20 protein-coding genes are annotated in these 23,677 nt (G+C 70.4%); 11 read left to right on the top strand and 9 right to left on the bottom strand.

Annotated elements, in window-relative coordinates:
• Window position 1: 1 nt before the first annotated feature.
• Entirely contained in the window at window positions 2-2,749 is a 2,748-nt protein-coding gene (locus BHS09_RS33515) for a GDSL-type esterase/lipase family protein (protein ID WP_140800067.1), read from the bottom strand.
• A 178-nt stretch (window positions 2,750-2,927) separates the two neighbouring features.
• On the opposite strand from BHS09_RS33515, the gene BHS09_RS33510 reads away from it, so the two are divergent.
• The 6 genes from BHS09_RS33510 (at window position 2,928) to tpx (ending at window position 9,809) form a co-directional block, all read left to right on the top strand.
• A complete protein-coding gene (locus BHS09_RS33510) occupies window positions 2,928-3,992 on the top strand; it encodes a mannose-1-phosphate guanylyltransferase (RefSeq protein WP_140800066.1) in 1,065 nt (354 codons plus the stop codon).
• 272 nt (window positions 3,993-4,264) lie between these two features.
• Window positions 4,265-6,253, top strand: coding sequence for a serine/threonine-protein kinase (locus BHS09_RS33505; RefSeq protein ID WP_237079984.1), 1,989 nt, complete (start codon window positions 4,265-4,267; stop codon window positions 6,251-6,253).
• 139 nt (window positions 6,254-6,392) lie between these two features.
• Window positions 6,393-7,763 carry a phosphomannomutase/phosphoglucomutase gene (locus tag BHS09_RS33500; protein ID WP_140800064.1) on the top strand — a complete coding sequence of 457 codons (1,371 nt, stop codon included), beginning with the start codon at window positions 6,393-6,395 and terminating at the stop codon, window positions 7,761-7,763.
• Window position 7,764: 1 nt separating this feature from the next.
• On the top strand, window positions 7,765-8,316 hold the full coding sequence (locus BHS09_RS33495; RefSeq protein ID WP_140800063.1) for an NADPH-dependent FMN reductase: 552 nt from the start codon (window positions 7,765-7,767) through the stop codon (window positions 8,314-8,316).
• Window positions 8,317-8,328: 12 nt separating this feature from the next.
• Window positions 8,329-9,261: an ROK family protein gene (locus tag BHS09_RS33490; RefSeq protein WP_140800062.1), complete on the top strand. Its 933-nt coding sequence runs from the start codon at window positions 8,329-8,331 to the stop codon at window positions 9,259-9,261.
• A gap of 32 nt (window positions 9,262-9,293) precedes the next feature.
• Entirely contained in the window at window positions 9,294-9,809 is a 516-nt protein-coding gene (gene tpx / locus BHS09_RS33485; protein ID WP_140795435.1) for a thiol peroxidase, read from the top strand.
• A gap of 7 nt (window positions 9,810-9,816) precedes the next feature.
• On the opposite strand, the gene BHS09_RS33480 is transcribed toward tpx, so the two are convergent.
• A complete protein-coding gene (locus BHS09_RS33480; protein WP_237079983.1) occupies window positions 9,817-10,356 on the bottom strand; it encodes a VOC family protein in 540 nt (179 codons plus the stop codon).
• Window positions 10,357-10,713: 357 nt separating this feature from the next.
• Between BHS09_RS33480 and BHS09_RS33475 the strand changes: the two genes are divergently transcribed.
• Complete coding sequence (locus BHS09_RS33475; protein ID WP_237079982.1) at window positions 10,714-11,163, top strand: DUSAM domain-containing protein; 450 nt, start codon at window positions 10,714-10,716, stop codon at window positions 11,161-11,163.
• A gap of 65 nt (window positions 11,164-11,228) precedes the next feature.
• Here BHS09_RS33475 and BHS09_RS33470 read toward each other — a convergent pair whose 3' ends face one another.
• From BHS09_RS33470 to BHS09_RS33460, 3 genes are read right to left on the bottom strand one after another with little or no spacing between them, the layout of a single operon-like run.
• Entirely contained in the window at window positions 11,229-11,777 is a 549-nt protein-coding gene (locus tag BHS09_RS33470; protein ID WP_174258963.1) for a M23 family metallopeptidase, read from the bottom strand.
• Window positions 11,778-11,827: 50 nt separating this feature from the next.
• Window positions 11,828-12,814 carry a HEAT repeat domain-containing protein gene (locus BHS09_RS33465; protein WP_140800060.1) on the bottom strand — a complete coding sequence of 329 codons (987 nt, stop codon included), beginning with the start codon at window positions 12,812-12,814 and terminating at the stop codon, window positions 11,828-11,830.
• Window positions 12,814-13,977, bottom strand: coding sequence for a HEAT repeat domain-containing protein (locus BHS09_RS33460; protein ID WP_140800059.1), 1,164 nt, complete (start codon window positions 13,975-13,977; stop codon window positions 12,814-12,816). The genes BHS09_RS33465 and BHS09_RS33460 overlap by 1 nt, the downstream gene beginning before the upstream one ends.
• 123 nt (window positions 13,978-14,100) lie before the next feature.
• Here BHS09_RS33460 and BHS09_RS33455 point away from each other — a divergent pair, with 123 nt between their 5' ends.
• Together BHS09_RS33455 and BHS09_RS33450 are read left to right on the top strand one after the other, a co-directional pair.
• Window positions 14,101-15,186 (top strand): Gfo/Idh/MocA family protein, encoded by a 1,086-nt coding sequence (locus tag BHS09_RS33455; protein WP_140800058.1) that lies wholly within the window; start codon window positions 14,101-14,103, stop codon window positions 15,184-15,186.
• Window positions 15,187-15,510: 324 nt separating this feature from the next.
• Entirely contained in the window at window positions 15,511-18,336 is a 2,826-nt protein-coding gene (locus tag BHS09_RS33450) for a cation-translocating P-type ATPase (RefSeq protein ID WP_140795429.1), read from the top strand.
• A 6-nt stretch (window positions 18,337-18,342) separates the two neighbouring features.
• Here the strand turns inward: BHS09_RS33450 and BHS09_RS33445 are convergent, their stop codons facing one another.
• A complete protein-coding gene (locus BHS09_RS33445) occupies window positions 18,343-19,239 on the bottom strand; it encodes a DUF547 domain-containing protein (protein WP_237079981.1) in 897 nt (298 codons plus the stop codon).
• Window positions 19,240-19,351: 112 nt separating this feature from the next.
• On the opposite strand from BHS09_RS33445, the gene BHS09_RS33440 reads away from it, so the two are divergent.
• Window positions 19,352-20,401 carry a Rieske 2Fe-2S domain-containing protein gene (locus tag BHS09_RS33440; RefSeq protein ID WP_140800057.1) on the top strand — a complete coding sequence of 350 codons (1,050 nt, stop codon included), beginning with the start codon at window positions 19,352-19,354 and terminating at the stop codon, window positions 20,399-20,401.
• A 23-nt stretch (window positions 20,402-20,424) separates the two neighbouring features.
• Here the strand turns inward: BHS09_RS33440 and BHS09_RS33435 are convergent, their stop codons facing one another.
• Window positions 20,425-20,634, bottom strand: coding sequence for a hypothetical protein (locus tag BHS09_RS33435; RefSeq protein WP_237079980.1), 210 nt, complete (start codon window positions 20,632-20,634; stop codon window positions 20,425-20,427).
• A 145-nt stretch (window positions 20,635-20,779) separates the two neighbouring features.
• Window positions 20,780-22,183: a TolC family protein gene (locus tag BHS09_RS33430; protein ID WP_140800055.1), complete on the bottom strand. Its 1,404-nt coding sequence runs from the start codon at window positions 22,181-22,183 to the stop codon at window positions 20,780-20,782.
• Window positions 22,184-22,367: 184 nt separating this feature from the next.
• Here BHS09_RS33430 and BHS09_RS33425 point away from each other — a divergent pair, with 184 nt between their 5' ends.
• The gene (locus BHS09_RS33425; RefSeq protein WP_140795425.1) at window positions 22,368-22,859 is read left to right on the top strand and encodes a MarR family winged helix-turn-helix transcriptional regulator; all 492 of its coding nucleotides are present in this window, start codon (window positions 22,368-22,370) and stop codon (window positions 22,857-22,859) included.
• Between the two features lie 10 nt (window positions 22,860-22,869).
• Here the strand turns inward: BHS09_RS33425 and BHS09_RS33420 are convergent, their stop codons facing one another.
• Window positions 22,870-23,673 carry an energy transducer TonB gene (locus BHS09_RS33420; RefSeq protein WP_140795424.1) on the bottom strand — a complete coding sequence of 268 codons (804 nt, stop codon included), beginning with the start codon at window positions 23,671-23,673 and terminating at the stop codon, window positions 22,870-22,872.
• Between the last annotated feature and the right edge of the window lie 4 nt (window positions 23,674-23,677).

Here is a 23,677-nt window from a genome sequence, read left to right as displayed (position 1 = left end):
GTCAGTTGTCCTCCACGCGCGAGGTGGGGCCCGCCTTCTTGTGGGCCTCGTACGCGGTGAGCAGCTCTCGGGAGAAGGCCCCCGCCAGCCGCGCGTAGCCTTCCGGTGTCAGGTGGACGCCGTCCGCGTGGCCCAGCGCGGGCTGCGCGCGCTGCCAGCGCAGCATGGAGCGCTCTCCGCCCATGGCCGCGCGCGTCGACCAGTACGCGCACCCCGCGTCCTTCGCCACCTGCGGCAGCGTGTTCAGCACCGACGCCAGCGAGGGCGCCTCGCTCCACCGGCCGTTGGCGTCCTGCGTGAGCCGGTCCGTGGGGCCCATCACCAGGCACTCCGCGTTGGTGGCCTTGCGCAGCCGCGTCAGCATCGCGGCGTAGTCCCGGCGCAGCGCCGAGGCGTCCAGGCCTGACCGGCCCGCCTCGTTGGTTCCGTACCAGAACACGAGCAGGTCCGGCCGCCGCGACGCCAACTGCGCGTCCACCGCCGCCGCGTCCATGGCCCCCAATGTCGAGGCCGTGGCACCGGGAAGGCCCAGCGCGTCGTACACGACGCCCGGCGTGTCGTATTCCAGGGACGCCCCCAGCACCGTGACGTTGCCGTCCTTCGGCGCCGTCACCTCCACGGTGTGCGAGGACCCCGTGACAGGGAAGGAGCGGATGCGCACGGTGGGCTCGGTCAACGGCTCCGGCGGAGGCGCGTCCGGCGGCAGCAGCTCGCCGTCCACCGCGATGTCCGGCGCGAGCACGTCCGGCACGTCCAGCGCGTACAAATCCAACCGGCCCGAGGTCTCCTTCGCCTCCGGGCACTCCTTGCAGAACTGGATGCGCAGCTTCGCGCCCGGCCCGCCCACGGCGCGGATGCCCGTCAGGCCCCACAGGCCTCCGGGAGGAGGCGCGTCCTTGGCGGCGTCCTCGATGGTCCAGTCGCCCTCCAGCGCGCGCGTCACGCCCGCGGGCTCCAGGCGGGGGGACGCCTTGCCGGCGGCGATGAAGCCTCGGCCCGCGTCGCCGAAGCGCTTCGTCAGCACCTCGCGCACCACGTCCGTGAAGTAGTGCGAAGCGGTGTGCGAGCCGCCGAGCTGCGCGACGCCCACGCGAAGGGCCTCTCCGGATTCGCGGCGCTTCAGCTTGTCGAACGTGCGCGCCAGCGCGGTGTCCGCGTTCTGCAGGCCGGTCGGGTCCGCCACGGCCACCAGCGGCGCCCGGCTCTTCGCGAACGCGCGTTGGAGGGACAGGTCGAAGAGGTGGCCCAACAAGTCCGAGCCCCGGGCGCGCGGGTGGACGAGGTCATCCAGCATCAGCCCTTCCTCGAGCCAGCGCATCGCGGAGCCCTCGCCGCCCATGGCGGCATAGGCGTCCCAGAAGGCGCAGCCGGCCTCGCGGGCCTCCTCGCGGTAGATGTCGCCAATCTCCCGGGTGCCCCGGCGTGAAACCACCTCGCCGCTCATGGTGCGCACGCCCGCGTCGATGGGCGCCATCAGCAGGCACGCGGCGTTCGGCACGTTGGTGCGCACGCGAGACATCAGCTCCTTTATCTGCGCGCGCACCTCGTCCAGCGTGGTGCGGTCGCGCGAGTAGAAGAAGGCCTCGTTGCCGCCCACCATCATCACCACCAGGGACGGCTTGCGCTGACGCAGCTGCGCGCGGAAGGCGGCGGGCTGGGCGCGCAGGTACACCTCCGCCATGCCGCCCAGCAGGCCCACCGTGTCGTAGACGACGCCCGGCGTGCCCGACTCCAGCGTCATGCCGTGCAGCTCCACCTTGCCGGACGTGGTGAGCGTCAGCGACTTCGCGCCCTGCGGCAGTGTCACGCGGGCGAAGGCCGCCTCCGACTTGTTCTTGGAGAAGCCTCGCGTGTGGATGCGCTGGAGCGGCTTGCCGTCCACGGAGAACTGCACGGTGCCGCTGGCGGGCTGCGCCAGGAAGAAGAGCTCCGCCACGCGCGAGCCCTCTACGTCATAGCGCGTGCTCTGGGAGCCCTTCTCCGAGCTGAAGGCCACGCCCGTCCAGCCCACCCGGTCGCGGGGCCACTTGGAGTCCACCAGCCGCTCGATTTCCCAGCCGTCCGAGCCTCGGCCCGAGCGCGTCCAGCGGCCCGCGCTGGCGGGGCGGGTGATGAAGAGGAAGCCCTTGCCGCCCGCGCCGAAGCGCTCCTGGAGCCGGTCGCGCACCAAATCGGTGATGTGGTCGGAGGCCACCAGCGAGTCGCCCAGGTGCACCACGCGCACCGGCGTGCGCCGTGCGTCCTCGCGCAGCTCGGCCAGGGCCCGGGTGTAGGGCGCCAGTCCGTCCTCCAGGCAGCTCCCGTCTGGCCCCGCCTTGCGGCAGTTCAGCTCGATGTCCACGTGCTGGGAGCCCATGCGCTCGCGCAGGGCCTCCAGGTCCTTCGCGCGGGCCAGGGTGGGGGCGCTCAGTTCCTCCAGGCCGATGCCCGGCGTCGTGGGCACCGCGGGCAGAGGCTCCGCCACCAGGGCACCGGCGTCGGCTGGCTCCTCCACCTCTCCCGTCTCTTCCGGCGGGCGTTTGGCCGCGCCCGCACCCGCCGTCATCACTTCTCCGGGCGGACGTGTGGCGCGACCGCCCGACAGCGAGGTCGGCAGGACGAGCGCCACCAGCTTCTCGGGCAGGGGACCCCGCTGGAGACTCGGGAGGGGCCGGAGGGCGTCTGGGACCGGGGCAAGCGACAGCCCCAACGCCAGTGCGACGGTGAGGATGAGCGTCAGCCCGGTGGATCTGGCCTTGAGGAAGTCCAACAGCGCGGCATGAGACTGGCTTTTTGGTGGCGGGTCAAAACTCTCACCACCCTTCTTGGCCTCGTCGTCTGGAGGGCGGGCAGGCGACAGTCCCTCTTTCCCGGCAAGGCTGAAACGGTATGGTGCGCCGCCATGGCCGCCGGCTTGGTCTGGGGCCCTCAGGAGTACAACACCCGCAATGGCCCTCTACCCCGTCATCATGGCCGGAGGCTCCGGCACCCGTTTCTGGCCGCTGTCCCGTCAGGCGCGGCCCAAGCAGTTCCTGCCGCTGGCTTCCAAGCTGCCGCTCATCACCGACACGTCCGCGCGCCTCAAGGGGCTCGCCTCGGTGAAGGACACCTTCATCGTCTGCGGCCCCCTGCACGCGAAGGCCGCGGCGAAGCTGGTGAAGGGGCTGCCCAAGTCGAACCTGCTGGTGGAGCCGGTGGCTCGCAACACCGCGCCCGCCATCGCCCTGGCGGCGGTGCAGGTGGCCGCGCGCAACCCCAAGGGTGTCATGGTGGTGCTGCCTTCCGACCACCACGTGGCGGACGTGCCCGGCTTCAAGCGCACGCTCGCGGACGCGGCGGACCTGGCGGAGGCGGGGCACATCGTCACGCTGGGCATCAAGCCCTCGCGCCCGGAGACGGGCTACGGCTACATCCAGGTCGGTGCGGCGCTGGAGGGCGGTGGCCGCAAGGTGCAGGCCTTCAAGGAGAAGCCCGACCTGGAGACGGCGCGCGGCTACATGTCCTCCGGTGACTACCTGTGGAACGGCGGCATCTTCGTCTTCCGCGTGGACGTCATCCTGGAGGCCTTCGCGAAGCACATGCCGGAGATGCAGAAGGGCCTGGACGCCCTGCGCAAGGCCGCGGGCAAGCGGACCTTCGGCGCGGTGCTGAAGAAGGTGTTCCCCAGGCTGCCCTCCACCTCCATCGACTACGGCGTCATGGAGAAGGCCTCCAACATCGCGGTGCTGCCGGGTGACTTCGGCTGGTCGGATGTCGGCTCGTTCGCGGCGATTCCAGAGGTGCGCCCCGCCGACGCCAACGGCAACGTGGTGTCCGGCAACCTCGCGGTGGTGGTGGACTGCCACAACTGCGTGGTGCTGGCCGACAAGCGCCCGCTGTCCGTGGTGGGCCTCACCGACATGGTGGTGGTGGACTCCGGCGACGCGGTGCTCGTGGTGCCGAAGGACAAGAGCCAGGACGTGCGCAAGGTGGTGGAGGCGCTCAAGGCTCGCAAGCTGGCGAAGTACCTGTAGGCGTCCAGGTGGGGCCGGGTGCGCTGGAGAAACGCCCGGTTCCCACCCTGGAAGAATTACCGGCCGTGAACCCCTGATTCACTGGTGACCTCGGTCAGTTGGGGGCTTGCTCTGTCGATGAGTGGACAAGGGTCCTCTGCACGCTCGTTGCAAGGCCCCCACGGCCTGCCCCGCTCCGGGGCGACAGAGGGTGGTGGGGTATGGCCTGCATGCGGTGTGACGTGGACCATCCGGCCGGGGCGTCTTGCCCGGAGGTGCATGACGGCGTCGCAGTGTCAGCGAGCTGCCTGGAGGGACAGCGGCACGGGCCGCTCGTCTTCCGGCGCTGGTTGGGGGCGGGGGCGCTGGGCACGGTGTACCTGGCGGAGTATCTCCCCACGGGGCACCGCTTCGCGGTGAAGGTTTTGCACCCGCACCTGGCGGCGCAGCCGGCCATGCAGCGCCGCTTCTACGCGGAGGCGCATGCTTTGCGCGAGCTGGTCCACCCGCACGTGGCCCGCGTGTTGGACGCGCGCCCGGGGCCCGGCGGTCTGCCGTGCCTGCTGATGGAGTACGCCGACGGTGAGTCCTTCTCCCGGCTTCCCATGCCGCTGGCGCCCGTGGAGGCGGTGGAGTTGCTGGGGCAGACGCTGGAGGCCGTGGAGGCCGCGCACGCGCGCGGGCTCATGCATTGGGATTTGTCCGCGGACAACCTCGTCCTCACGCGGGATGCGCGGGGGGAGCGCCGGGTGAAGGTGCTCGACTTCGGGGCCAGCGCCATCCTCAGCTCGAGCCTGTCTCCCGCGGAGCGGGCTCGCGGCATGGTGGTGGGCTCGCCGGCCTTCATCGCGCCCGAGCAGTGGTCCGGTGAGGTCGTGGACGGCCGCGCGGACGTGTATGCGCTGGGCGTGGTGGGCTACCTGCTGCTCACCGGGCGGCTGCCCTTCGGCATCGGCCGCGCGGGGGAGCTGGCGCCTCCGGAGCCGCATGTCCTCAATCCCAGCGTGCCACCCGCGCTGTCCGCGGTGCTGCTGCGGGCCCTGGCGCCGCGGCCCGCCGAGCGCTTCCCGGATGCCCGCGCGTTCCGCGAGGAACTGGCGCGCTGCATGGACCCGCGTGCCCGCGCGGCGGAGCGCGAGGCGGCGCTGGTCGACGACGTGGAGCTGCTGGTGGACATCGACATCACGTTCGACGAGGACGCAGAGCCCGTGTCCCAGGCGCCCATCCTGCTGCTGCCGGAGATGCGCATGCCAGAAGGCAACGTCACCATCTTCGGCCAGGCCATTCCGGAGGACGGTGCCACGCCGCTGCACCTGGCGCTGCGGGCGGCGGCCCATGCGGAGCCGGTGCTGGAGGCGCCGGCCCCTCGAGTCGCCGCGCCCGCGGGGTTGGACGTTCGCGTGAGTCTCGCTGAGGGCTGGACGCTGGTGGTGGCCAACGACGTGTCGGTGGATGGCTTCTTCGCCGCGTGGGATGGCGCGCTGCCGCCGCTGGCCGCGCGCCTGGGCGTGGAGCTGTCCTTCGCGGGGCGCACCGTGACGTGCGAGGGCGACGTCGTCCGCCATGTCACGGGAGACGAGGCCCGGACCTGGGGCGTGGCCGCGGGCGCGTTCATCCACTTCGCCGAGCCCGCGCCGGCGCTGCGCCAGTGGGTGGCGTGGATGTTGGAGGAGGGCCGCCGGCCGGAGCCGCGTCCCGATGGGGAGCTGGCGCGGCTGCTCGCCCGGGCCGCGGAGGCCGCGAAGGACCCGTATGTCCTGCTGGGGGCGCGGCCCGACGCCGACTTCGAGGAGATTCGCCGCCGGGCCAGCGCCGCCCTGCGCCGGCTGGAGGGCTTCCGCGTCCGTCCGCTGCCGTCCGGGCAGCGCCGCGCGCTGGAGGCCCTGCGGGGTCGGGTGGAGTCCGCCCGCTGCACCCTGGGCGAGCCGCTGAGCCGCGCCGGCTTCGACGCCGTTCGAGGCAACCTGCCCGGGCTGGCCCGCTGCGTGGAAGCAGGGCTGCCGGACGAGGAGGTGGAGCCCCTGCGCCACGCCTTCCTGTCGGCCCGGCCGGGCTCGGAGGCCCGGGCCCGTGCGCTCTTCACCCAGGGACACGCGCTGGAGGTGCAGCGGGCCCTGCGCGCCGCCCTCTCTCGCTATGCGAACGCGCTGGCGTTGGACCCGCTCAACGTGTCGTGGCTGAGGCATTACCAGGAGCTGCGCCAGCGGGCGCAGGGGCTGACGCCTTCCATGCCCCCCGTGCTCCACGAGGGGGCCGTGGCCCCTGCGGCCCTGCTTCCGTAGCGCGGGGGCCTTCTCCGGCCCCTTGGCCCTCCAACGGGCCAGGGGCGCCCTCTGGCCGGGTGCCCCCCTGGCCCGCGCTCGTGTAGAGTCCGCCGCCCTCTGCCATGCCCTCTGAAGTCACGAGGGCGGGGACACTTTCATGAACGCGCACATCTTCCGCGAATACGATATCCGAGGCCTGGTCGATAAGGACCTCACTACCGAGGTGGTGGAGTTGCTGGGCAAGGGCCTGGGCACCATCATCCGTCGCCTGGGCGGGCGCTCCATCGCGGTGGGCCGCGACTGTCGCGAGTCCTCCACCCGCTTCCGGGACTCGCTCTGCGCGGGCCTCACCTCCACGGGCCTCAACGTGTTCGACGTGGGCGTGGTCCCCACGCCGCTGACGTACTTCGCCGCCAACACCCTGCCGGTGGACGGCCTGGCGATGATTACCGGCAGCCACAACCCGCCCGAGTACAACGGCTTCAAGATTGGCGCGGGGAAGACGACCTTCCACAGCCACGAGATTCAAGCCCTGCGCAAGCTCATCGAGGCGCGGGACTTCGAGGTGTCGCCCAAGCCGGGCACGGTGACGCCGTACGACATCATCACGCCCTACAGCCACTTCGTCCGCCAGACGGTGAAGGTGGGCCGCAAGGGGATGCGCATCGTCATCGACGCCGGCAACGGCACGGGCGGCGCCATCGCGGTGCCGCTGTTCGAGAGCATGGGCTTCGACGTGGTGCCCCTGTTCTGTGAGATGGACGCGACGTTCCCCAACCACCACCCGGACCCGACGGTGGTGGAGAACCTGCAGGACCTCATCGCGGCGGTGAAGCGCGAGAAGGCCGAGGTGGGCATCGCCTACGACGGCGACAGCGACCGCATTGGCGTCATCGACGACCAGGGCAACATCCTCTGGGGCGACCAGCTGATGGTGCTCTTCAGCCGCTACGTGCTGAAGGAGAGCCCGGGCGCGGCCATCGTCGGCGAGGTGAAGTGCAGCTACACGCTGTACGACGACATCGCGAAGCGCGGCGGCAAGCCCGTCATGTGGAAGGCCGGGCACTCGCTCATCAAGTCGAAGATGAAGGAGACGCAGGCGGAGCTGGCTGGAGAGATGAGCGGCCACATCTTCTTCAAGAACCGCTACTTCGGCTTCGACGACGCCATCTACTCCACCGCGCGCCTGCTGGAGATTCTCACGCACGAGAAGGCGACCATGTCGGAGCTCCTGTCCGACGTGCCGAAGACGTACGCCAGCCCGGAGCTGCGCTTCGACACGAAGGAAGAGAAGAAGTTCGAGATGGTGAAGCGCGCCACGGAGACGCTGCGCGACGCGGGCCACGACATCATCGACGTGGACGGCGTGCGCGTGACGTTCCCCGACGGCTGGGGCCTCATCCGTGCTTCCAACACGCAGCCCATCCTGGTGCTGCGCTTCGAGGCCAACACGCCCGAGCGCCTCAAGGAAATCCAGGCCCTCATCGAGGGCACCGTGGAGAAGGTCAAGGTCGAGGTCGGGGGCTGACATGACGACGACGCGCATCCTCGCCATCAGTGGCAGCCTCCGGACGGGGAGCTTCAACCGCCAGCTCCTGGCCATCGCCGTTGCCCACGCCCGCGCGCTGGGCGCGGAGGTGGATGTGGTGGACCTGAAGACGCTGGAGTTGCCCGTCTACGACGGCGACGTGGAGGCCAAGGCCCTGCCTGCTCCCGTGGAGGAACTGCGCGAGCGGCTGGGCAAGGCCCAGGGCCTGCTCATCGCCAGCCCGGAGTACAACTCTTCCATTCCTGGAGGCCTGAAGAACGCCATCGACTGGGTGTCCCGCCCGCCCGGCAGGCTCTTCCAGGAGAAGTGGGTGGCGATGATGGGCGCCACGCCCGGCGTCTTCGGCACCGCGCGCATGCAGCCGCACCTGCGGCAGGTGATGGCCTCCGTGGGGGCGCACGTGCTGCCCACGCAGGTGCACATGGCCCGCGTGTCGGATGCCTTCACCCCGGACGGGAAGCTCAAGGACGAGGCGCGCCAGAAGGAAGTGGAAGGGTTGGCGGCCGCGTTGGTTTCCAAGCTGAAGCCCTGAGAGGACGCGCTCATGCCAACGCTCGGAATCGACCTGGGGGGAACCTTTGCCCGCGCCGCCGTGGTGGACGAGGTAGGCAAGTTGATCGCCGCCTCGAAGGTGGCCCTGGTGGAGCGCAGTCCCTCCGCTGTCGTGGAGACCATTGCCCAGGCTGCTTCGGACGCGGTGAGGGCCGCCGGTGTGCCTCTGGGCGCGTGCGGCGTGGCGGCCGCCGGGCAGATTCACAAGGACTCGGGCGTGCTGTCGGTGGCTCCCAACCTGGGCTGGCGCAACGTACCGCTGGGCGCGCTGCTCACGCACCGGCTGGGCCAGCCGGTGCGTGTAGTGAACGACCTGGCCGCTGCGGCGTGGGGTGAGCTGCACGCGGGCGCGGGTCGGGGCGCGCAGGACATGCTGGTGGTGTTCGTGGGCTCGGGTGTCGGCAGCGCCATCATCGCGGGCGGACGGCTCGTGGACGGTGGTGGCGGCGTGGCGGGCGAGCTGGGCCACATCAAGGTGGTTCCCGGAGGACGCCGCTGCGGCTGCGGTGAGCTGGGGTGCCTGGAGGCCTACGTCGGTGGCCACAACCTCATCGCGCAGACGCGGGAGCTGCTCGCGAGCGGCAATGCGCCGGAGGTGGCTCGGCTGACGGGCGGAGACCCGGCGCGCATCACGCCGGTGACGCTGGAGAAGGCGGCGGAGGCGGGCGACGTGGCGGCCGGTGAAGTCTATGAGCGGGCGGCGCAGTTCCTGGCGTTGGCCGTGGCCAACCAGGTGACGATGCTCAACCCGGCGCGGCTGGTGCTGGGGGGCGGCGTGCTGAGCCACTGCCCGGGGCTGCGGCGCCGCGTGGAGGAGGGCGTGCGCGCCTGGTCCTCCACGACGTCGCGCGAGGGCCTGCTCATCGCGGACGCGGAGCTGGGAGACGACAGCGGTCTGATTGGCGCGGCGTTGCTGGTGAAGTAGTCCGCGCCCCTTTCCGGAGAAGGAGGCATTCCATGGCCGAGCACAAGGGCATCGTCACGTTCAAGGGGCAGCCGGTGACGCTGGTGGGGGACGAGGTGAAGGTGGGGGACGCGGCTCCGGACTTCACCGTCTTCAAGGGGCTCAACGACGCCGTGCGGCTGTCGGACGTGAAGGGCAGCGTGGTGGTGGTGAGCGTGGCGCCCAGCGTGGATACGCGGGTGTGCGCAGCGCAGCTTCGCGCGTTCAACAAGGAAGCCACGGCGCTGGGGCCGGACGTGAAGGTGTGGTTCGTCACGCTGGACTTGCCCTTCGCGCTGGGCCGCTTCATCGGCGCCGAGGGCATCCAGAACGTCACCACGCTGTCGGACTACAAGGACCGCGAGTTCGGTGAGAAGTACGGCGTGTACATGAAGGAGCTGGGGCTGCTCGCGCGCAGCACCTTCGTGGTGGACCGTGCGGGCAAGGTCGTGTTCCGGGAGATTGTCCCGGAGATGACGCACGAGCCGGACTACGACGGCGCGATGAAGGCGGTCCGCGCGGCGCTGTGATGGAGGTTCAGCCGCGCTCCGGCGGTTTCCAGCGCCGCAGCGCGGTCTGCTGCTCGTAGGGCTGGGGCGACGGGTAGGTGATGAACTCGATGATGGTGCCCCAGGGGGCTCGGGCGTAGCAGAAGGCGTTGCCCGGGCCTTTCTCCAGCGCTGGCAGTTCGTGGGGGCTCGAGAAGACCTCGCCTCCCGCCGCCTGGAAGCGCGCGAGCGCCGCGTCCATGTCATCCACGTAGACGGCCAGGTGCTGGATGCCCAAGTCATTGGGGCGTGCCGGTGGGCGCTGCTCGGGGGCTGCGTATTCGAACAACTCGAGGCTGGGGCCGTTGCCCAGGCGGAGCAGCCGCATCGCTCGGATGCTGGAGCCTGGGAGGAAGCGCAGGCGTCGCTGCAGGTCAGCGCCTTCCTGTGGCGGCTGGCCTTTCGCCAAGGTGTCGTAGAGCACTTCGGCGCCAAGGGCCTCGATGAAGAAGGCCGTTGCGGCTTCGAGGTCCGGCACCGTCACGCCGACATGGTCGATGCCGCGTGCTCCGGGAGAGGTCGATGGCATGGCGCGCACGCTCCTGAATGGGATGGAACGCCAGACTGCTGGGCTCCTCCACGGTGCGGTGTGACGAAGTGTCCCGTCAATGTGCGGGGCCCCACAGGGTAGGCGGGTGTTCATTCGTGGGTGGCGGACACTGCTTGTCGGCCAGGGGCCATCCAGGCGGAGTCGGTCATTCGCTGCCAACCCAACCGCTGCCCCCTGGCGTGCCGATGCTTCTGTTTGAATTCGCGCCATGTCTGTGCCGACGCGAAAACAGCGCATTCAATTGTCCGTGCCAGCTTCTGTGCTGCTGTTGGGGCTCTAGGCGGTTGGGTGTGCCTCAGTGCGGCGGAGGCCGCGGGACTCCTCAATGGCGCTCGCGTGCTCAATGAGGCCGCTCAGGCTGATTCGGAAGATGCTGCATCGTCGGCCGATCTGCTCGCGAAGGGGCAAGGTCCGTTGATGTGTGAAGCGCACGATTGGGACAAGGTCGCCGCATTGGAGCGTCAGCTTGCGAGTGAGGCGGCCCTGGAACTCACACCCGAGGTGACGGAGTTGCTCCGCACCGTCGCACGAGATGTCGTGGTGCCCGATGCGGAGGTCCCGCGAGCACTGATGACGCCCGCTGGGAGCGCCGTGCTGGTTCGCGAAATACGCCGCCGCACTCGAGAAGGTTCGCAGCGTTTGATGCGCGCCATCTCTGAGCCCAATCGCCTCGTGGAGGCGGGGAACATGACCGGCGCCCGGAAATGCTTGGAAGAGGTGCTCGCTGTGGAAGTCGTTCCCCTCTACCGGCAGCACGCGGAAGCAGAGCTCAGTCACCTGGAGTGACCCCGCCCAGGTGCTTCGCGGCACATGGACGGGGCGGGGTGTGGGTGAATCAGGCTGCGGAGTGACTACAGCGTGGGCGTGCCGACGCGGTTGCTGCAGTTCGCGCTGGAGCCGCAGGTGGTGCCGACGCTGGTGTACCAGGCCGTCTTGCGCGTGCCGTACTGGCGGTTGTCCGCGTGGACGTGCGCGCCCGTGGAGTTGCCCGTGGAACCCACGAGGCCCAGCGCGCAGCGGTCGCACGTCTTGGAGCCCGACGAGACGTTGGAGTTCAGGTGGAGCTGGCGGAAGTCCCAGCCGCTGCCGCCCGTGACGACGTAGTAGTTACCCGCGCCGCCGTTGCAGCTCGTGCCGCCGCTGCAGTTGTTCGCACAGCCGCCGTAGTAGGCGTAGTAGCGGCTGACGTTGATCATCCCGCGGTGGTTCCACACGCTGCAGGTGCCGTTGCTCATGTCGAGCGCGTTGTGGCTGCTGCCCGAGCACGAGTAGTACGTCGTGGAACCCACGCGCGCGGCAGCGTCGCAGATGGGACCCACGGCCGTGGCGGCCGTGACAGAGGTGGCCCAGCCCGCGGCGGCGAGCACCAGGCCCGCCATGGTCAGCTTCATCGTCTTCATCAAGAGACTCCCTCGTTGGTGTAGCGCTGCGTACTGCGGTGAAGCAGGGGTCACCTCCGGCGGCGCTGCTTCTCGCGCAGCACCAGCTCCCACTCCTGGAGGTTGAGCTTCAGGACGGACACCCAGGCGTCGATTTCCGCATCCATGGCGCGATCCACGCCGCGCAAGGACTCCAGCACGGGCACCGCGTGGGCCTGCCCCAGCCGGGCAATTCCCTGGAGCGCCGCCTTGCGCACCGCCGGGTCCTTGTCTTCGCGGAACAGGTCCACCAGCGAGCCTCGCGCACCGGCGGACTCGCCGCCGGGCACACCGCCCAGCGCTGTGGCCGCCGCCGCTCGCAGCTCCGGGTTCTCCGAGCGCAGCTGGCGCGTCACCTGCTCCACCGCCTCGTGGCCCACGGCCTCCATGGAGACCTCGCGCAGCAGCTTCGCCGCCACCTCCGGGTCCTCCGACACCGCCGCCACCGACACCGCCGCTTCCGACACCCGGCGGTCATGGCCGCTGTAGACGTCCGCGCTCTCGGAGACGATGTTGTCCGCCACCGCCGCGCGCACCTCGGGGGACGCGTCGCGCACCAACTGCTCGTACGTCACCACTCCGCCGTTCTTCTCCATGAACTCGACGGAGGGCACGCCGCGCAGGCCCCGCACCGCCGCCGCGCGCAGCGCCGGGTCCGAATCCCCGGTGGCCCGGACGAGCAGCGGCTGAATGAGGCCTGGGTTCTCCGCGTTGCTCGCCTTGGTGGCCAGGGCCGCGCCCAGGGCCTCCAGCACCTCCGGGTCCCGCTCACCTTGCAGCGCCGCCAGCAGTGACTCCGCGGGCATGGCGAGCGCGGCTTCCTTCAGCCGCATCTTCACGTAGCGCTTCAGCGCGGGGGAGCCGTTCTTCATCGCCACGCGCACGTCGTCCAGCATGCCCTGCACCGTGCATTGCGCGGGGCGGAGCGTTGCCTCGGCGCGCGCCGTCACGGGAGTCAGGGACGAAAGGGCCATCAGGAGCGCCGCGCGCCCCATTCGCTTCATCGACAGGGGGGACATCAGTGCGGCGCTCCTTCTTCGACCAGGCAGTTGTGGTGCTCGCGCTTGCCCAGCCAGATGCGGGCGAAGTCCACCGTGCCCGACGCGTAGAGGGCTTGGAACTCCAGGTAGTCCTGCGTGAAGCGCGGGTCCTTCGCGGCGAACTGCTCCAGCATCGGCAGCGCCTTGTCGCCGCCCGCGCGCACGGCGAATCGGAAGATGGCCCAGCGCACGCAGAGGTCATGCTCGGCCAGGAAGGCGGCGCGGAGGATCTCCATCGCCTTCTCCGGCTCGCTGGTGACACCCAGCCGGAAGGCCGCCATCTCCCGCACGTCCCGTTCGCGGTCGTTGGAGAGGATGCGCTTGAGTGAGTCAAGGGACTCCGCGCCGATGATGGGGTTCGAATACGACGGCATCTCCAGCGCGAGCAGCCGCACGGCCATGTCGTCGGACGTGCCGCCGATGTCCAGGAGCTCCTTCCAGTAGGGTGCGTAGTTGCCGGTGCGCTCGAAGTCCTCCTTCATCACCCGGCCCAGCGTGCGCGTGGCCACCCACGCGGTGGAGTCCAGCGTCTCGTCCAGTGCCAGCTTCTTGAGCCGCTGGATGTCTCCGGGCGCCAGCTTCCGCTGCGTCTCCAGCGCATCCAGCGCGGCGGAGCGCGTCTGCAAGGGCGCGCCTGGGTCCTCGCCCATCTTCAGCAGGCTCTGCGCCACCTGCGGCGCATGCACCGCGGGCGCGGCCTTCAGCGCGTCCATGTAGATGCTCAGCTCCGGTCCGCTGGCGCTCCTGGCCCATTCCAGCACCTGGAGCGCGCGGGTCGCGTCGTTGCCCACCAGCTCCGTCAGCCGCTCCTGGAGGTACGCCGCCAGGTACCGGTCGCCGTTGCCGATGGCCGTCGTCAGCGCCTGCCGGAACGAGTCCATGGACACCGAGGCGTCGAAGGCGTGCAGGCCGTCCCAGCACCCGGGCATGGGGATCTGCTCCACAGCGGGTTCGGGCTCCGTGGGCGTGGTGCCCGGGGCACCGGGCGTGCCGCGAGGGCCGGAGGCCGCCGAAGCGGAGGGCTCGGCTGATACGGGCTCGCTGGAAAGAGAGGGGACAGTCCGTGGCCACAGCAACGCCACGGCCGCCGCGACCAGCAAGACACCTGCGGCCACGGTCCAACGAAGGTTTCTGGAAGTCATCAGGGGAGGGGTTGAATCAGTGAATTCTGCGAATTCTTGGATACTTTGAATTCGAGGGCCTTGGCAATGGGGACACCCAGAACTCAGCCTGCGCGCCGCGTCATCGCTTCAAGGGAGACAGAAATGTCCACGGCACGCACGGTTCGGATGGGTGTCATTGGCGCGGGCTTCGCGCGCACCACGCAAATCCCGGTGCTTCGCGCACTGCCGGGCGTGGAGGTGGTGAGCCTGGCCAGCGCGCGGCGCGAGAAGGTGGAGGAGGCAGGCCGGCAACTGGGCGTGCCGCATGTGACGACGGACTGGCGTGAGGTGGTGTCACGGCCGGAGGTGACGTGCGTGTGCATCTCCACGCCGCCCGCGCTGCACCGGGACATCACCCTGGCCGCGCTGGAAGCGGGCAAGGCGGTGCTGTGTGAAAAGCCCACCGCGTTGGATGCGAGGGAAGCGGAGGCCATGTGGCACGCGGCCCGTGAGCGGCGTGTCCTGGCGCTGCTGGACCATGAGCTGCGCTTCCTGCCCACGCGGCAGCGGATGCGCGCCCTGCTGCGTTCCGGTGAGCTGGGCAAGGTGCGCGGCGCGCGTGTCTTCTACCGCAACGACAACCGCGCCTCGCCGGAGCGGCCGTGGGACTGGTGGTCGGACGCGTCGCAAGGAGGCGGCCTCCTGGGGGCCATCGGCTCGCACGCGGTGGATACGCTGCGCTTCATGTTGGGCGCCGAGCCCGACGAGGTGCTGGGCGAGTTGACCACGCACACGCCCGCGCGGCCAGATGCGCTCACGGGACAGTCGCGCCCGGTGACGAGCGACGACGAGGCGCGGTTGCTGCTCCGCTTCGGCGCGACGACAGCCGCTATCGAGCTGTCGATGGTGTCCCCCGGCAAGCCCGTGCACGGCGTCGAGGTGTCCTGCGAGCGCGGGGGCCTGCGCGTGGAGGGCCGCGAGCTGTGGCGCTCCACGGTGGGGACACGTTCCTGGGAGCGGGTGGCGCTTCCCGCGGAACCGCCGCTGCCACCCGGGTTGCCGGACAACGAGTGGGCGCGTGGCTTCCTGGCGCTGGCGGGCGCGATGACTCAGGCCCTGCGAGAAGGCCGCGCCTCGGTGGAGGACGCGGCCACGTTGGAGGACGGCTGGCGCAATCAGCAGGTGCTGGACGCGGCCCGGCGCTCCCATGCCGAGCGCCGGTGGATTCGCCTGTCCTCTGGGACGTAAGTGCTCCCCTCCCATCCCGGAGGACACGGCGGGCTTCAGGGCGACAGCCTCAGGAGGAGGGTGAAGCCTCCATTGCTTCACAATCACTTGCGCCTCCCGGACCCATTGTTCGTTGCAGAGTGATTGCAATCGCAGTGCGAATGGCAGGCGTCCTCGGGGTGCGGAAAACCGTGGGGGATTGGGCCGTGCCTCGCCCCGCGGGCGCCTTTCTTTCCCTGGGAGACCGGAACAATGGCCCTGGAGGGCAGCGCGATGTCCACCCGCCCACTGCCCAGGTGGAGATGCGCGCGACCGTTGCCAGATTGCATCGGAAGGAGCCACCGGATGAAAGACCAGCCCGCCGCACCCGAACGACCGGGTGCACCAGCGCTCGCCAGACCGCCTGCCGGCACGAAGCCCCCGTGGCATTCGCTGCCACCGGAACAGGTGCTGTCGTCGCTTGAAAGCACGGCGGAAGGGCTGACGGACGAGGAAGCGCGCGAGCGCCTGTCGCGCCATGGGCCCAACGTGCTGGAGCGCGCGCAGGGCGACGGTCCGCTGAAGCTCCTGTGGCGGCAGGTGAACAGCCCCTTCATCTGGGTGCTCATCGCCTCCGCGGTGCTGGCCGTCATCATGGGCAAGGTGACGGACGGGCTGGTCGTGGCCGCGGTGGTGGTGCTCAACACCCTCATCGGCTTCGTGCAGGAGTACCGCGCGGGGAAGGCCATTGAGTCGCTCAGCCGCATGGTGCCGGAGAACGCCACGGTGATTCGCGCGGGCCGCAAGCTGCGGGTCCCCGCGGCGCAGGGCGTGCCGGGCGACGTCATGGAGCTGGCGCCGGGTGACAAGGTGCCCGCGGACATGCGGCTGCTCTCCGCGCGCAACCTCACGGTGGAGGAGGCCGCGCTCACGGGCGAGTCCGTGCCCGCGCAGAAGGCCGTGGCGCCCGTGCCGGAGGACGCGGAGCTGGGAGACCGGGCCAGCCTGCTCTTCGGTGGCACCCTGGTGACGTCCGGCTCCGCCACCGCGGTGGTGGTGGCCACCGGGCAGGCCACCGAGCTGGGCCGCATCTCCACGCTGCTCCGCGAGGCCACCGACCTCCAGACACCGCTCACCAAGGCGCTGGCCGTCATCGGCAAGTACATCACCCTGGGCATCCTGGTGATCTCCGCCGCGCTGCTGGCGGTGGGGCTGGTGCGCGGCTACGCGGTGAGCGAGGCCGTCGTGGTGGCGATTACGCTGGCCGTCGCCGCGATTCCCGAGGGGCTGCCCGCCATCGTCACCATCGCCCTGGCCATTGGCGTGCAACGAATGGCCGCCCGGCGCGCCGTCATCCGCAAGCTGCCCGCGGTGGAGACGTTGGGCAGCACCACCGTCATCTGTACGGACAAGACGGGCACGCTCACCCGCAATGAGATGACGGTGCAGGCCTTGTGGACGACCCACGGGCGCTACGCGCTCAGCGGCGTGGGCTACTCCCCCAAGGGGGCGCTGACGCGGGGGAGCCAGCCGTTGGAGGCGCCGCCGCCGGACGTGTGTGAGCTGCTGCTGGCGGGCGCGCTGTGCAACGACGCCGCGCTCCAGCCCCGCGATGGACAGTGGGACATGACGGGCGACCCCACCGAGGCCGCGCTGCTGGTGGCGGCGGAGAAGGCGGGCATGCACGTGGACGACGCCCGGCAGGCGCACCCGCGCGTGGACGCCATCCCCTTCGAGTCGGAGAACCAGTTCATGGCCACCCTGCACGACGACGGGAAGGGCGGCCGCCGCATCCTGCTCAAGGGGGCGCCGGAAGTCGTACTGCGCCGCTGCGCGCTGGAGGACGGCTGCTCGTCCAGCACGGTGCTGGCGGAGGTGGACGGCCTGGCGCGGCAGGGCATGCGCGTGCTCGCGGTGGCATACCGGGAGGTGACGGTGTCACACGTCGCGTTGCGCATGGAGGACGTCGAGGGCGGCCTGCGGCTGCTCGGCCTGGAGGGGATGATTGACCCGCCTCGCGAGGAGGCCATGGCCGCGGTGCGCGCCTGCCACGAGGCGGGAATCACGGTGAAGATGATTACCGGTGACCACCCCTCCACTGCGGCGGCCATCGGCGCGCAGTTGGGGCTGCTGAAGCCGGGGGAGGAGGGCATCCCCGGCGCGCGGCTGGCCGCCACGGATGACGCGGCGCTGGAGGAGGTGGCCCTGCGCTCCAACGTCTTCGCGCGGGTGGCGCCCGAGCACAAGCTGCGGCTGGTGCGTGCGCTCCAGCGCCGGCAGCACGTGGTGGCCATGACGGGAGACGGCGTCAACGACGCGCCCGCGCTCAAGCAGGCCAACATCGGCGTGGCCATGGGCATCACCGGCACGGCGGTGGCGAAGGACGCGGCGGACATCGTGCTGACAGATGACAACTTCGCCTCCATCGTCGCGGCGGTGGAGGAGGGGCGGCGCGTCTACGACAACCTCATCAAGTCGCTGGCCTTCGTGCTGCCCACCAACCTGGGGCTGGCGCTCATCCTGCTGTTCGGCGTGTCCCTCTTCCCCATCCAGGAGGTGGACGGACGGCTGGTGCCGCTGATGGCCATGCTGCCCACGCAGCTGCTCTGGATAAACCTGGTGGCCACGGTGTCACTGGCGCTGCCGCTGGCCTTCGAGGCCCGGGAGCCGGACGTCATGCGCAGGGCACCCAGGGCCCCCGGGGCGCCGGTGCTCAACCGCTTCGTGGTGATGCGCACCGGACTGGTGGCGTTGCTGATGGCCGCGGGCGCCATCGGCCTCTTCCTGTGGGAGTACCGCCGGGACATTCCTCGCACGGGACACGCGCACGCGCTGGCCGAGGCCCAGACGATGGCGGTGAACACCGTCATCAGCTTCCAGATGTTCTACCTGTTCATGTGCCGCAGCCTCATGGGCTCGGTGCGCAAGGTGGGCCTCTTCAGCAACCGCTCGGTGTTCGTGGGCATGGGCCTGCTGGTGCTGCTCCAGGTGGCCTTCATGTACCTGCCCTTCATGCAGCGCGTGTTCGGCACCGCGCCCCTCGGCTTGGAGGACGTGGGCCTGTCCATCCTGGTGGGCGCGGTCGTGCTGCCGGTGGTGGGACTGGAGAAGTGGCTGCGGCAGCGCAAGGATGACACGGACGCTTCATCAGGACGCGGCGCCGCGCGGCTGCGCGAGCGTGTTCCCACGTGAGGCGGCTCAGGGACGTGCGGGCCGGGCGGCGGCGTCCGGCAGCGTCCAGTCCCGCTCCATGAAGGCGATGCGGCACTGGTCCAGCCGGGGGCCGCAGGCGCGGTCCAGGTCACCGCGGGTGTCGCAGCCCGGGCGCTCCTCGCAGGTGTCCGGCAGGAAGGCCCAGACGAACTGGAGCACGTTGCCGCCGCGGCCCTCGGGCAGCGCGGCGAGGAAGTCCTCGCGGTACTCCTCGAAGAGCGACGTCAGGTAGACGGTGTCCCGCTCCAGCCGCACGTTGCGCCGGTCGCCCACGAAGCGGCGTCCGGCCTCGTTGAGCTGCGAGTCCAGGAACTCCGGCTGGAAGTGCGAGCCGTCCAGGCGGGGGCCCCCGCGCGCGGCCTGGAAGAGCGCCAGGTGGATGCGCGGGTCGGCGAACTCGCGGCGCAGCACGCGGTTGTGCAGCGCCCACAGCGTCAGCCGCTCACCGCCCACCGTCCAGGATCGGCCCCAGAAGAAGCGTCCCAGCATGGGCTGCTGCACGGTTTCGAGGTACGGGTAGCCGTCCACCACCTGCTGGAGCACGAGCGCGTTGTGGGCGTTGAGCCAGTAGGCCAGCGCGTCCTCCGGCGTGGGAAAGACGTCCGGGCGGTTGTGGGGGGAGAACGACGCCAGAGAGTCGACGAAGCCGTCCAGCGTCTTGCGCTCGCGCCCCACCGAGGCGAAGTCCACGTCCCCGTCCGGGCGCACGTGCCGCAGCACCTTCTCGTAGTCGTGGTAGCTGAACGGGGTGGCGGGGGAGGGCACGCGCGCGGGCAAGCGGCCCTGGACATGAAGCGCGCCTCCCGCGCCCAGCAACGCGGCCACGGCGAGCAGCACGGCGAAGACGTGGGGACGACGGCGAGGAGCGGAAGGGGTGGCCACGGGGGCGGGAGCATAACCCAGGGGGAAGGGGGCTGCCCGGTCCTCCAGTTCACCCCGCGTAACTCGGAGTCCATTTCAAGCAGGGATAGTCGTCGACTTATACTGGGCCCCCATGGAGCCTACCCCCAAGGTCATCCGTCACTTCCATCCGGTGCTCTCCGCCCGCGCGCTGGGCACCAGGCCGGTCCGCGTGGAGGTGGCGGGCCGCGCCTACGCGCTCTTCCGGGATGGCACGGGACAGCCCGCGGCGCTCGCGGATGCCTGCCCCCATCGCTTCGCGCCGCTGTCCAAGGGGACGGTGCGCGCGGACGGCCGACTCCAGTGTCCGTACCACGGCTGGCGCTTCGACGCGGAGGGGCGCGGCAGCAATCCCAGCCAGCCGGAGCTGCGCAACTGTGACGCGCGAAGCTTCCAGGTGGTGGAGCGCTACGGCTACCTCTGGCTGGCCGAGCGGGACACGCCGCTTTCGGCCATGCCCGACATGGGCGATGAGGGCTACGTCTTCGGCGGCGCGTTCTCCACGCACTTCGCGGCGCCGCTGCACGTGTCGCTCGACAACTTCAGCGAGGACGAGCACACGCCCTACGTCCACACCCGGCTGGGCTGGGACGACCCGAACGCGGACCGGGTGGAGTTCGAGGCGCGCAACCTGGAGGACCGCACGGAGGTGCACTACCGCGCGCCGCAGCGGCCCGCGCCCATCATGACGGTGCTGGGGGTGCGCAGGGGCGACTTCTTCCAGAACGACTGGGTGACGCGCTTCGACCCGGTGCGCAGCCAGTACACCATTCGCTGGGTGGCGCCGGACGGCTCGCCGCGTCCCTTCATCACCCGCGCGAACATCTTCTTCGTGCCGGAGACGGCGCGCACCACGCGCCTGCACGTCTTCTCATTCCTGCGCACCGAGCAGCCGCTGCTGCGCCCGTTGCTCCCCGTGGCGGCGCGGGCGGCCATGGTGCTCACCTGGTGGGAGGTGCGCGACGACGCGCGCTTCATCACCACCGTGGCGGACACGCCATACAGTCACAAGGGCATGCGGTTGGACCGTTTCGACACGCCGTTGGTGCACCAGCGGCGGCTCCTGGAGCGCATCTACTACGGCGCCGGTCCGAAGATGACGGGGGCCGTGGTGCCGCTCCCCCGCGAGGCCCCGGGCGGCTGAAGGCCCCCAGGGCGCGCTCGCGCTCAGTGCAGTGACGGAGAGGGCTCTTCATACGCCGGAGTGGCCACCCCGGTGCGTGCCTCGTAGGCGTTGCAGCCGCTTTCTCCGGACACCTCCAATTCGAACTCGGCCAGCTCCGGCTGCATGCAGCGGTGCGTCTCGCCGGCGCTCTGGGGGTTCTGGTTGGCGAAGTAACGGCAGCCCTTGCAGTTGCCCCACTGTCCTTCCGCCATGACGTCCTCCTCGGGAAAGGGTGTGATGCCTCTCTCCACGAGGGTGGGGTTGGCGAAGGCCGCTCACAACCGGCGCTCGGCGCCCGCCTTCCACGGCGGGCAACCCGGCGCCTGGGAATGGCGGGCGCCGGGATGCCGCGCGGAATTACTGCTGCCGGGGGGCGTCCGCCGGCCCTTCCTGGGTGGGCTGCGTCGGCTGCGTCTGCTCCGGCAGCGGCTGGAGGAACGGCGCCTCCGAGGTCTCCACCTTCAGGTCCGTCGTCAGGGGACGGGCGCCGAACACGCCCACCGCGCGCAGCAGGCGCAGGCCGGCGAGCGAGGCCTGCAGCCGCTCACCCACCAGGCCAATCTCCGCCTGCGTCAGCGCGGTGTTCGCGTCCGCGACCTCCAGGTACGTCGCCACGCCTTCCTTGAAGGAGACCTCGGTGAGGCGGTGGGACTCGCGCGCCAACTCCACGGCCTGCGAGGCCTTGAGGCGGTTGGCCAGGGCGCTCTCCAGGTCGAGCTGCGCGGTATTCACTTCCTGGCGCGCGGTGAGCTCCGCCTTGCGCTGCAGCGCTCGGTTCTCCGCGATGACGGCCGAGGCCTCCTGCAGGTTGGCCTCACGCAGGCCGCCGTCCCACAACGTCCAACTGGCGCCCAGGGTGATGAACCAGAAGCGGTTGGAGCCGACGAAGCCCGCCGCGTTGCTGATGTTGTAGGTGCCGGAGACCTGCACGTTGGGCAGGTAGCTGAGCCACACGCCGCGCTTGTTGATTTGCGCCAGCTCCACGGACTCACGCGCCGCGGCGACGTCCGCGCGCTGCTCGAGCGAGCGCTCGACGAGCACGTCGGTGTCCGTCTTCTCCGGCACCTGGGGCTCCGGCGGCGGCGCCACGTCGAAGTTCGGGTTGTCCAGCGCCAGCAGGGTGGCCAGCACCAGCTTGGCGGACGCCTCCGCGTTGCGCGCGCGGATCAGGTCCTGCTCCGCGCGGGTCAGGTCCTGCTCGGCGCGCAGCAGCGCCACGCGCGTCACCGTGCCCGCGTCGAAGCGGACCTGCGTGTCCTTGGCGCGCGCGCCGTTGAGCTCCACCAGCCGCTCCTGCACCGCCACGGCCTGTGCCTGCGCCACGGTGCCGTAGTACGCCTGCGCCACGCCGAAGAAGATTTCGCGCCGCGCCTGCTCCACGTTGAGCTCCGCCACGCGCTCCGCCTTGTAGGCGGCCTGGATGCCGGCCCACAGCTGCGGGGCGATGATGGCCTGCCGCACCTGGCCCTGGGCCTGCATCTGCACCCGCGGCTGGATGACGATTTCCACGGGCGCGAGCGGACCCGCCGGAATCACCGCTTCGATGGAGTTGCGGATGACGGCGCCGTTGACGGTGACGTTGGGGAGGTAGCCGGCCCAAGCCTTGCGCGACGCGGTATCCGCCTGAGCGAGGCGGGCCTGCGCGGCCTTGAGGTCCAGGTTCTCCTTGCGGGCGCGGTTGAGCGCGTCCTCCAGGGTCAGCGTAGGCGGCGGTGCCGCGGCCAGGGTGGCCGCCAGGGACAGCGCCAGGAATGAACTCATGACCGCCTCTACCTCCTCAAGGGCCCGCGCCGGCGCGGGCCACTGCGTCCAGGATGGACTTGCTACGGGTTCGAGCCTCGGGTCGGCAGCCATAGTCCATGACGTCCGAATTTGGAAGCTCCGGAATGTAGTAGCTCTCAATAGTTGATGAAGTCAATTGTTTAGGTGGCTCAGGTGACATAACATGAGAGGCATGAATGGGAGCGGCGAGCAGTTGGAGCGGAAGACGAAGCCGGGGAGTGGGCCCGGGCAGGCCGGACCCGCGGGTGACTTGCCACGCCAGGCGTGGACACTCCTCTTCGAGCTGATGCACACGCACATGCGCAACTTCCCCGCACTGGCGGCGGAGTTCGACCTGTCGCCGGTGCAGGCGCACGTGTTGCGGCAGCTGGGAGAAGGGCCGCTGGCCATGAGCACGCTGGCCGCCTACCTGTCGTGCGACGCGTCCAACGTCACGGGCCTGGTGGACCGGATGGAGGCGCGCGGGCTGGTGGCGCGCCGCAGCTCCGAGCAGGACCGGCGGGTGAAGATGCTGGTGCTGACGGAGGACGGCGCGGCGCTTCGCGAGCGGCTGCTGGAGCGCATCTTCGAGCCCCCGAACGCCATCTGCGGCCTGCCGGAAGAGGACCTGTGCGCGTTGCGCGACATCATGCGCCGCGCGCTGGGCGCGCAGTAGGCGCCCCGCGTCAGTCCAGCAGGAAGGTGTACGAGTACTTCATCTCCGTGGAGACGGGCTCGCCGCCCTTGATGGCGGGCTTGAAGCGGAAGCGGCGGATGGCATCCCTCGCCGCCTCGTTGAGGCCATAGCCGGGCCCCTTGAGAATCTTCACCGCCACCACCTTGCCCTCGTGGTCGATGGTGATGGAGAGCGTGACGGTGCCCTCCACGCCCGCGCGGCGCGCTTCCTCCGGATAGGGAATCTTCACCTCGGAGGCCACCGTGGGCTCGGAGTCCACCTGGTAGATGGGGGCGTACTTCGGCGCGCTGTACCCCTTCACGTCCTTGGGGTCCTTCGCGGTGGGGCCCGTCCTGCCATACGCGGTGTTGCCCACGGGCGCGGCGAACGAGCCCGCGCTGGTGGTGGAGGACATCGTCATGCCCACCACGAGCGGCGGCGGCTTGGCCTGCGGCTCCGGCGGCGGGGTGTCGTTGGGCGGCGGCGGCGCGTCCACGGGCGGCGGGGGCAGCGGCTTGGGGGCCTCGGCCACCTTCACCGGCGGCGGCTTCACCACCTTGGGCTTGGGGGGCGGCGGCTTGGGCGGCTCCTCCGGCTTCGGCTCCTCGGGGGGCGGCGGGGGCGGCTTCACCACCTCCACCATCACCATCTCCACGGGGCGCTTGGCCGCGGGGAGGGTGCGCGAGGCGCCTTCCCCGAGCGCCCAGAAGCCGCCGACGTGAATCCCCAGCGACACGAGCAGGAAGACGCCCACCACGGCCAGTGAGCGGTCGCGTCGGGGCGTTGGAGCGTTGTCGAGGACCGCCTGACTCATGAAG

The sequence above is a fragment of the Myxococcus xanthus genome, assembly GCF_006402735.1.
GTDB lineage: Bacteria > Myxococcota > Myxococcia > Myxococcales > Myxococcaceae > Myxococcus > Myxococcus xanthus_A.
This window is presented reverse-complemented; position numbering and strand designations above follow the sequence as displayed.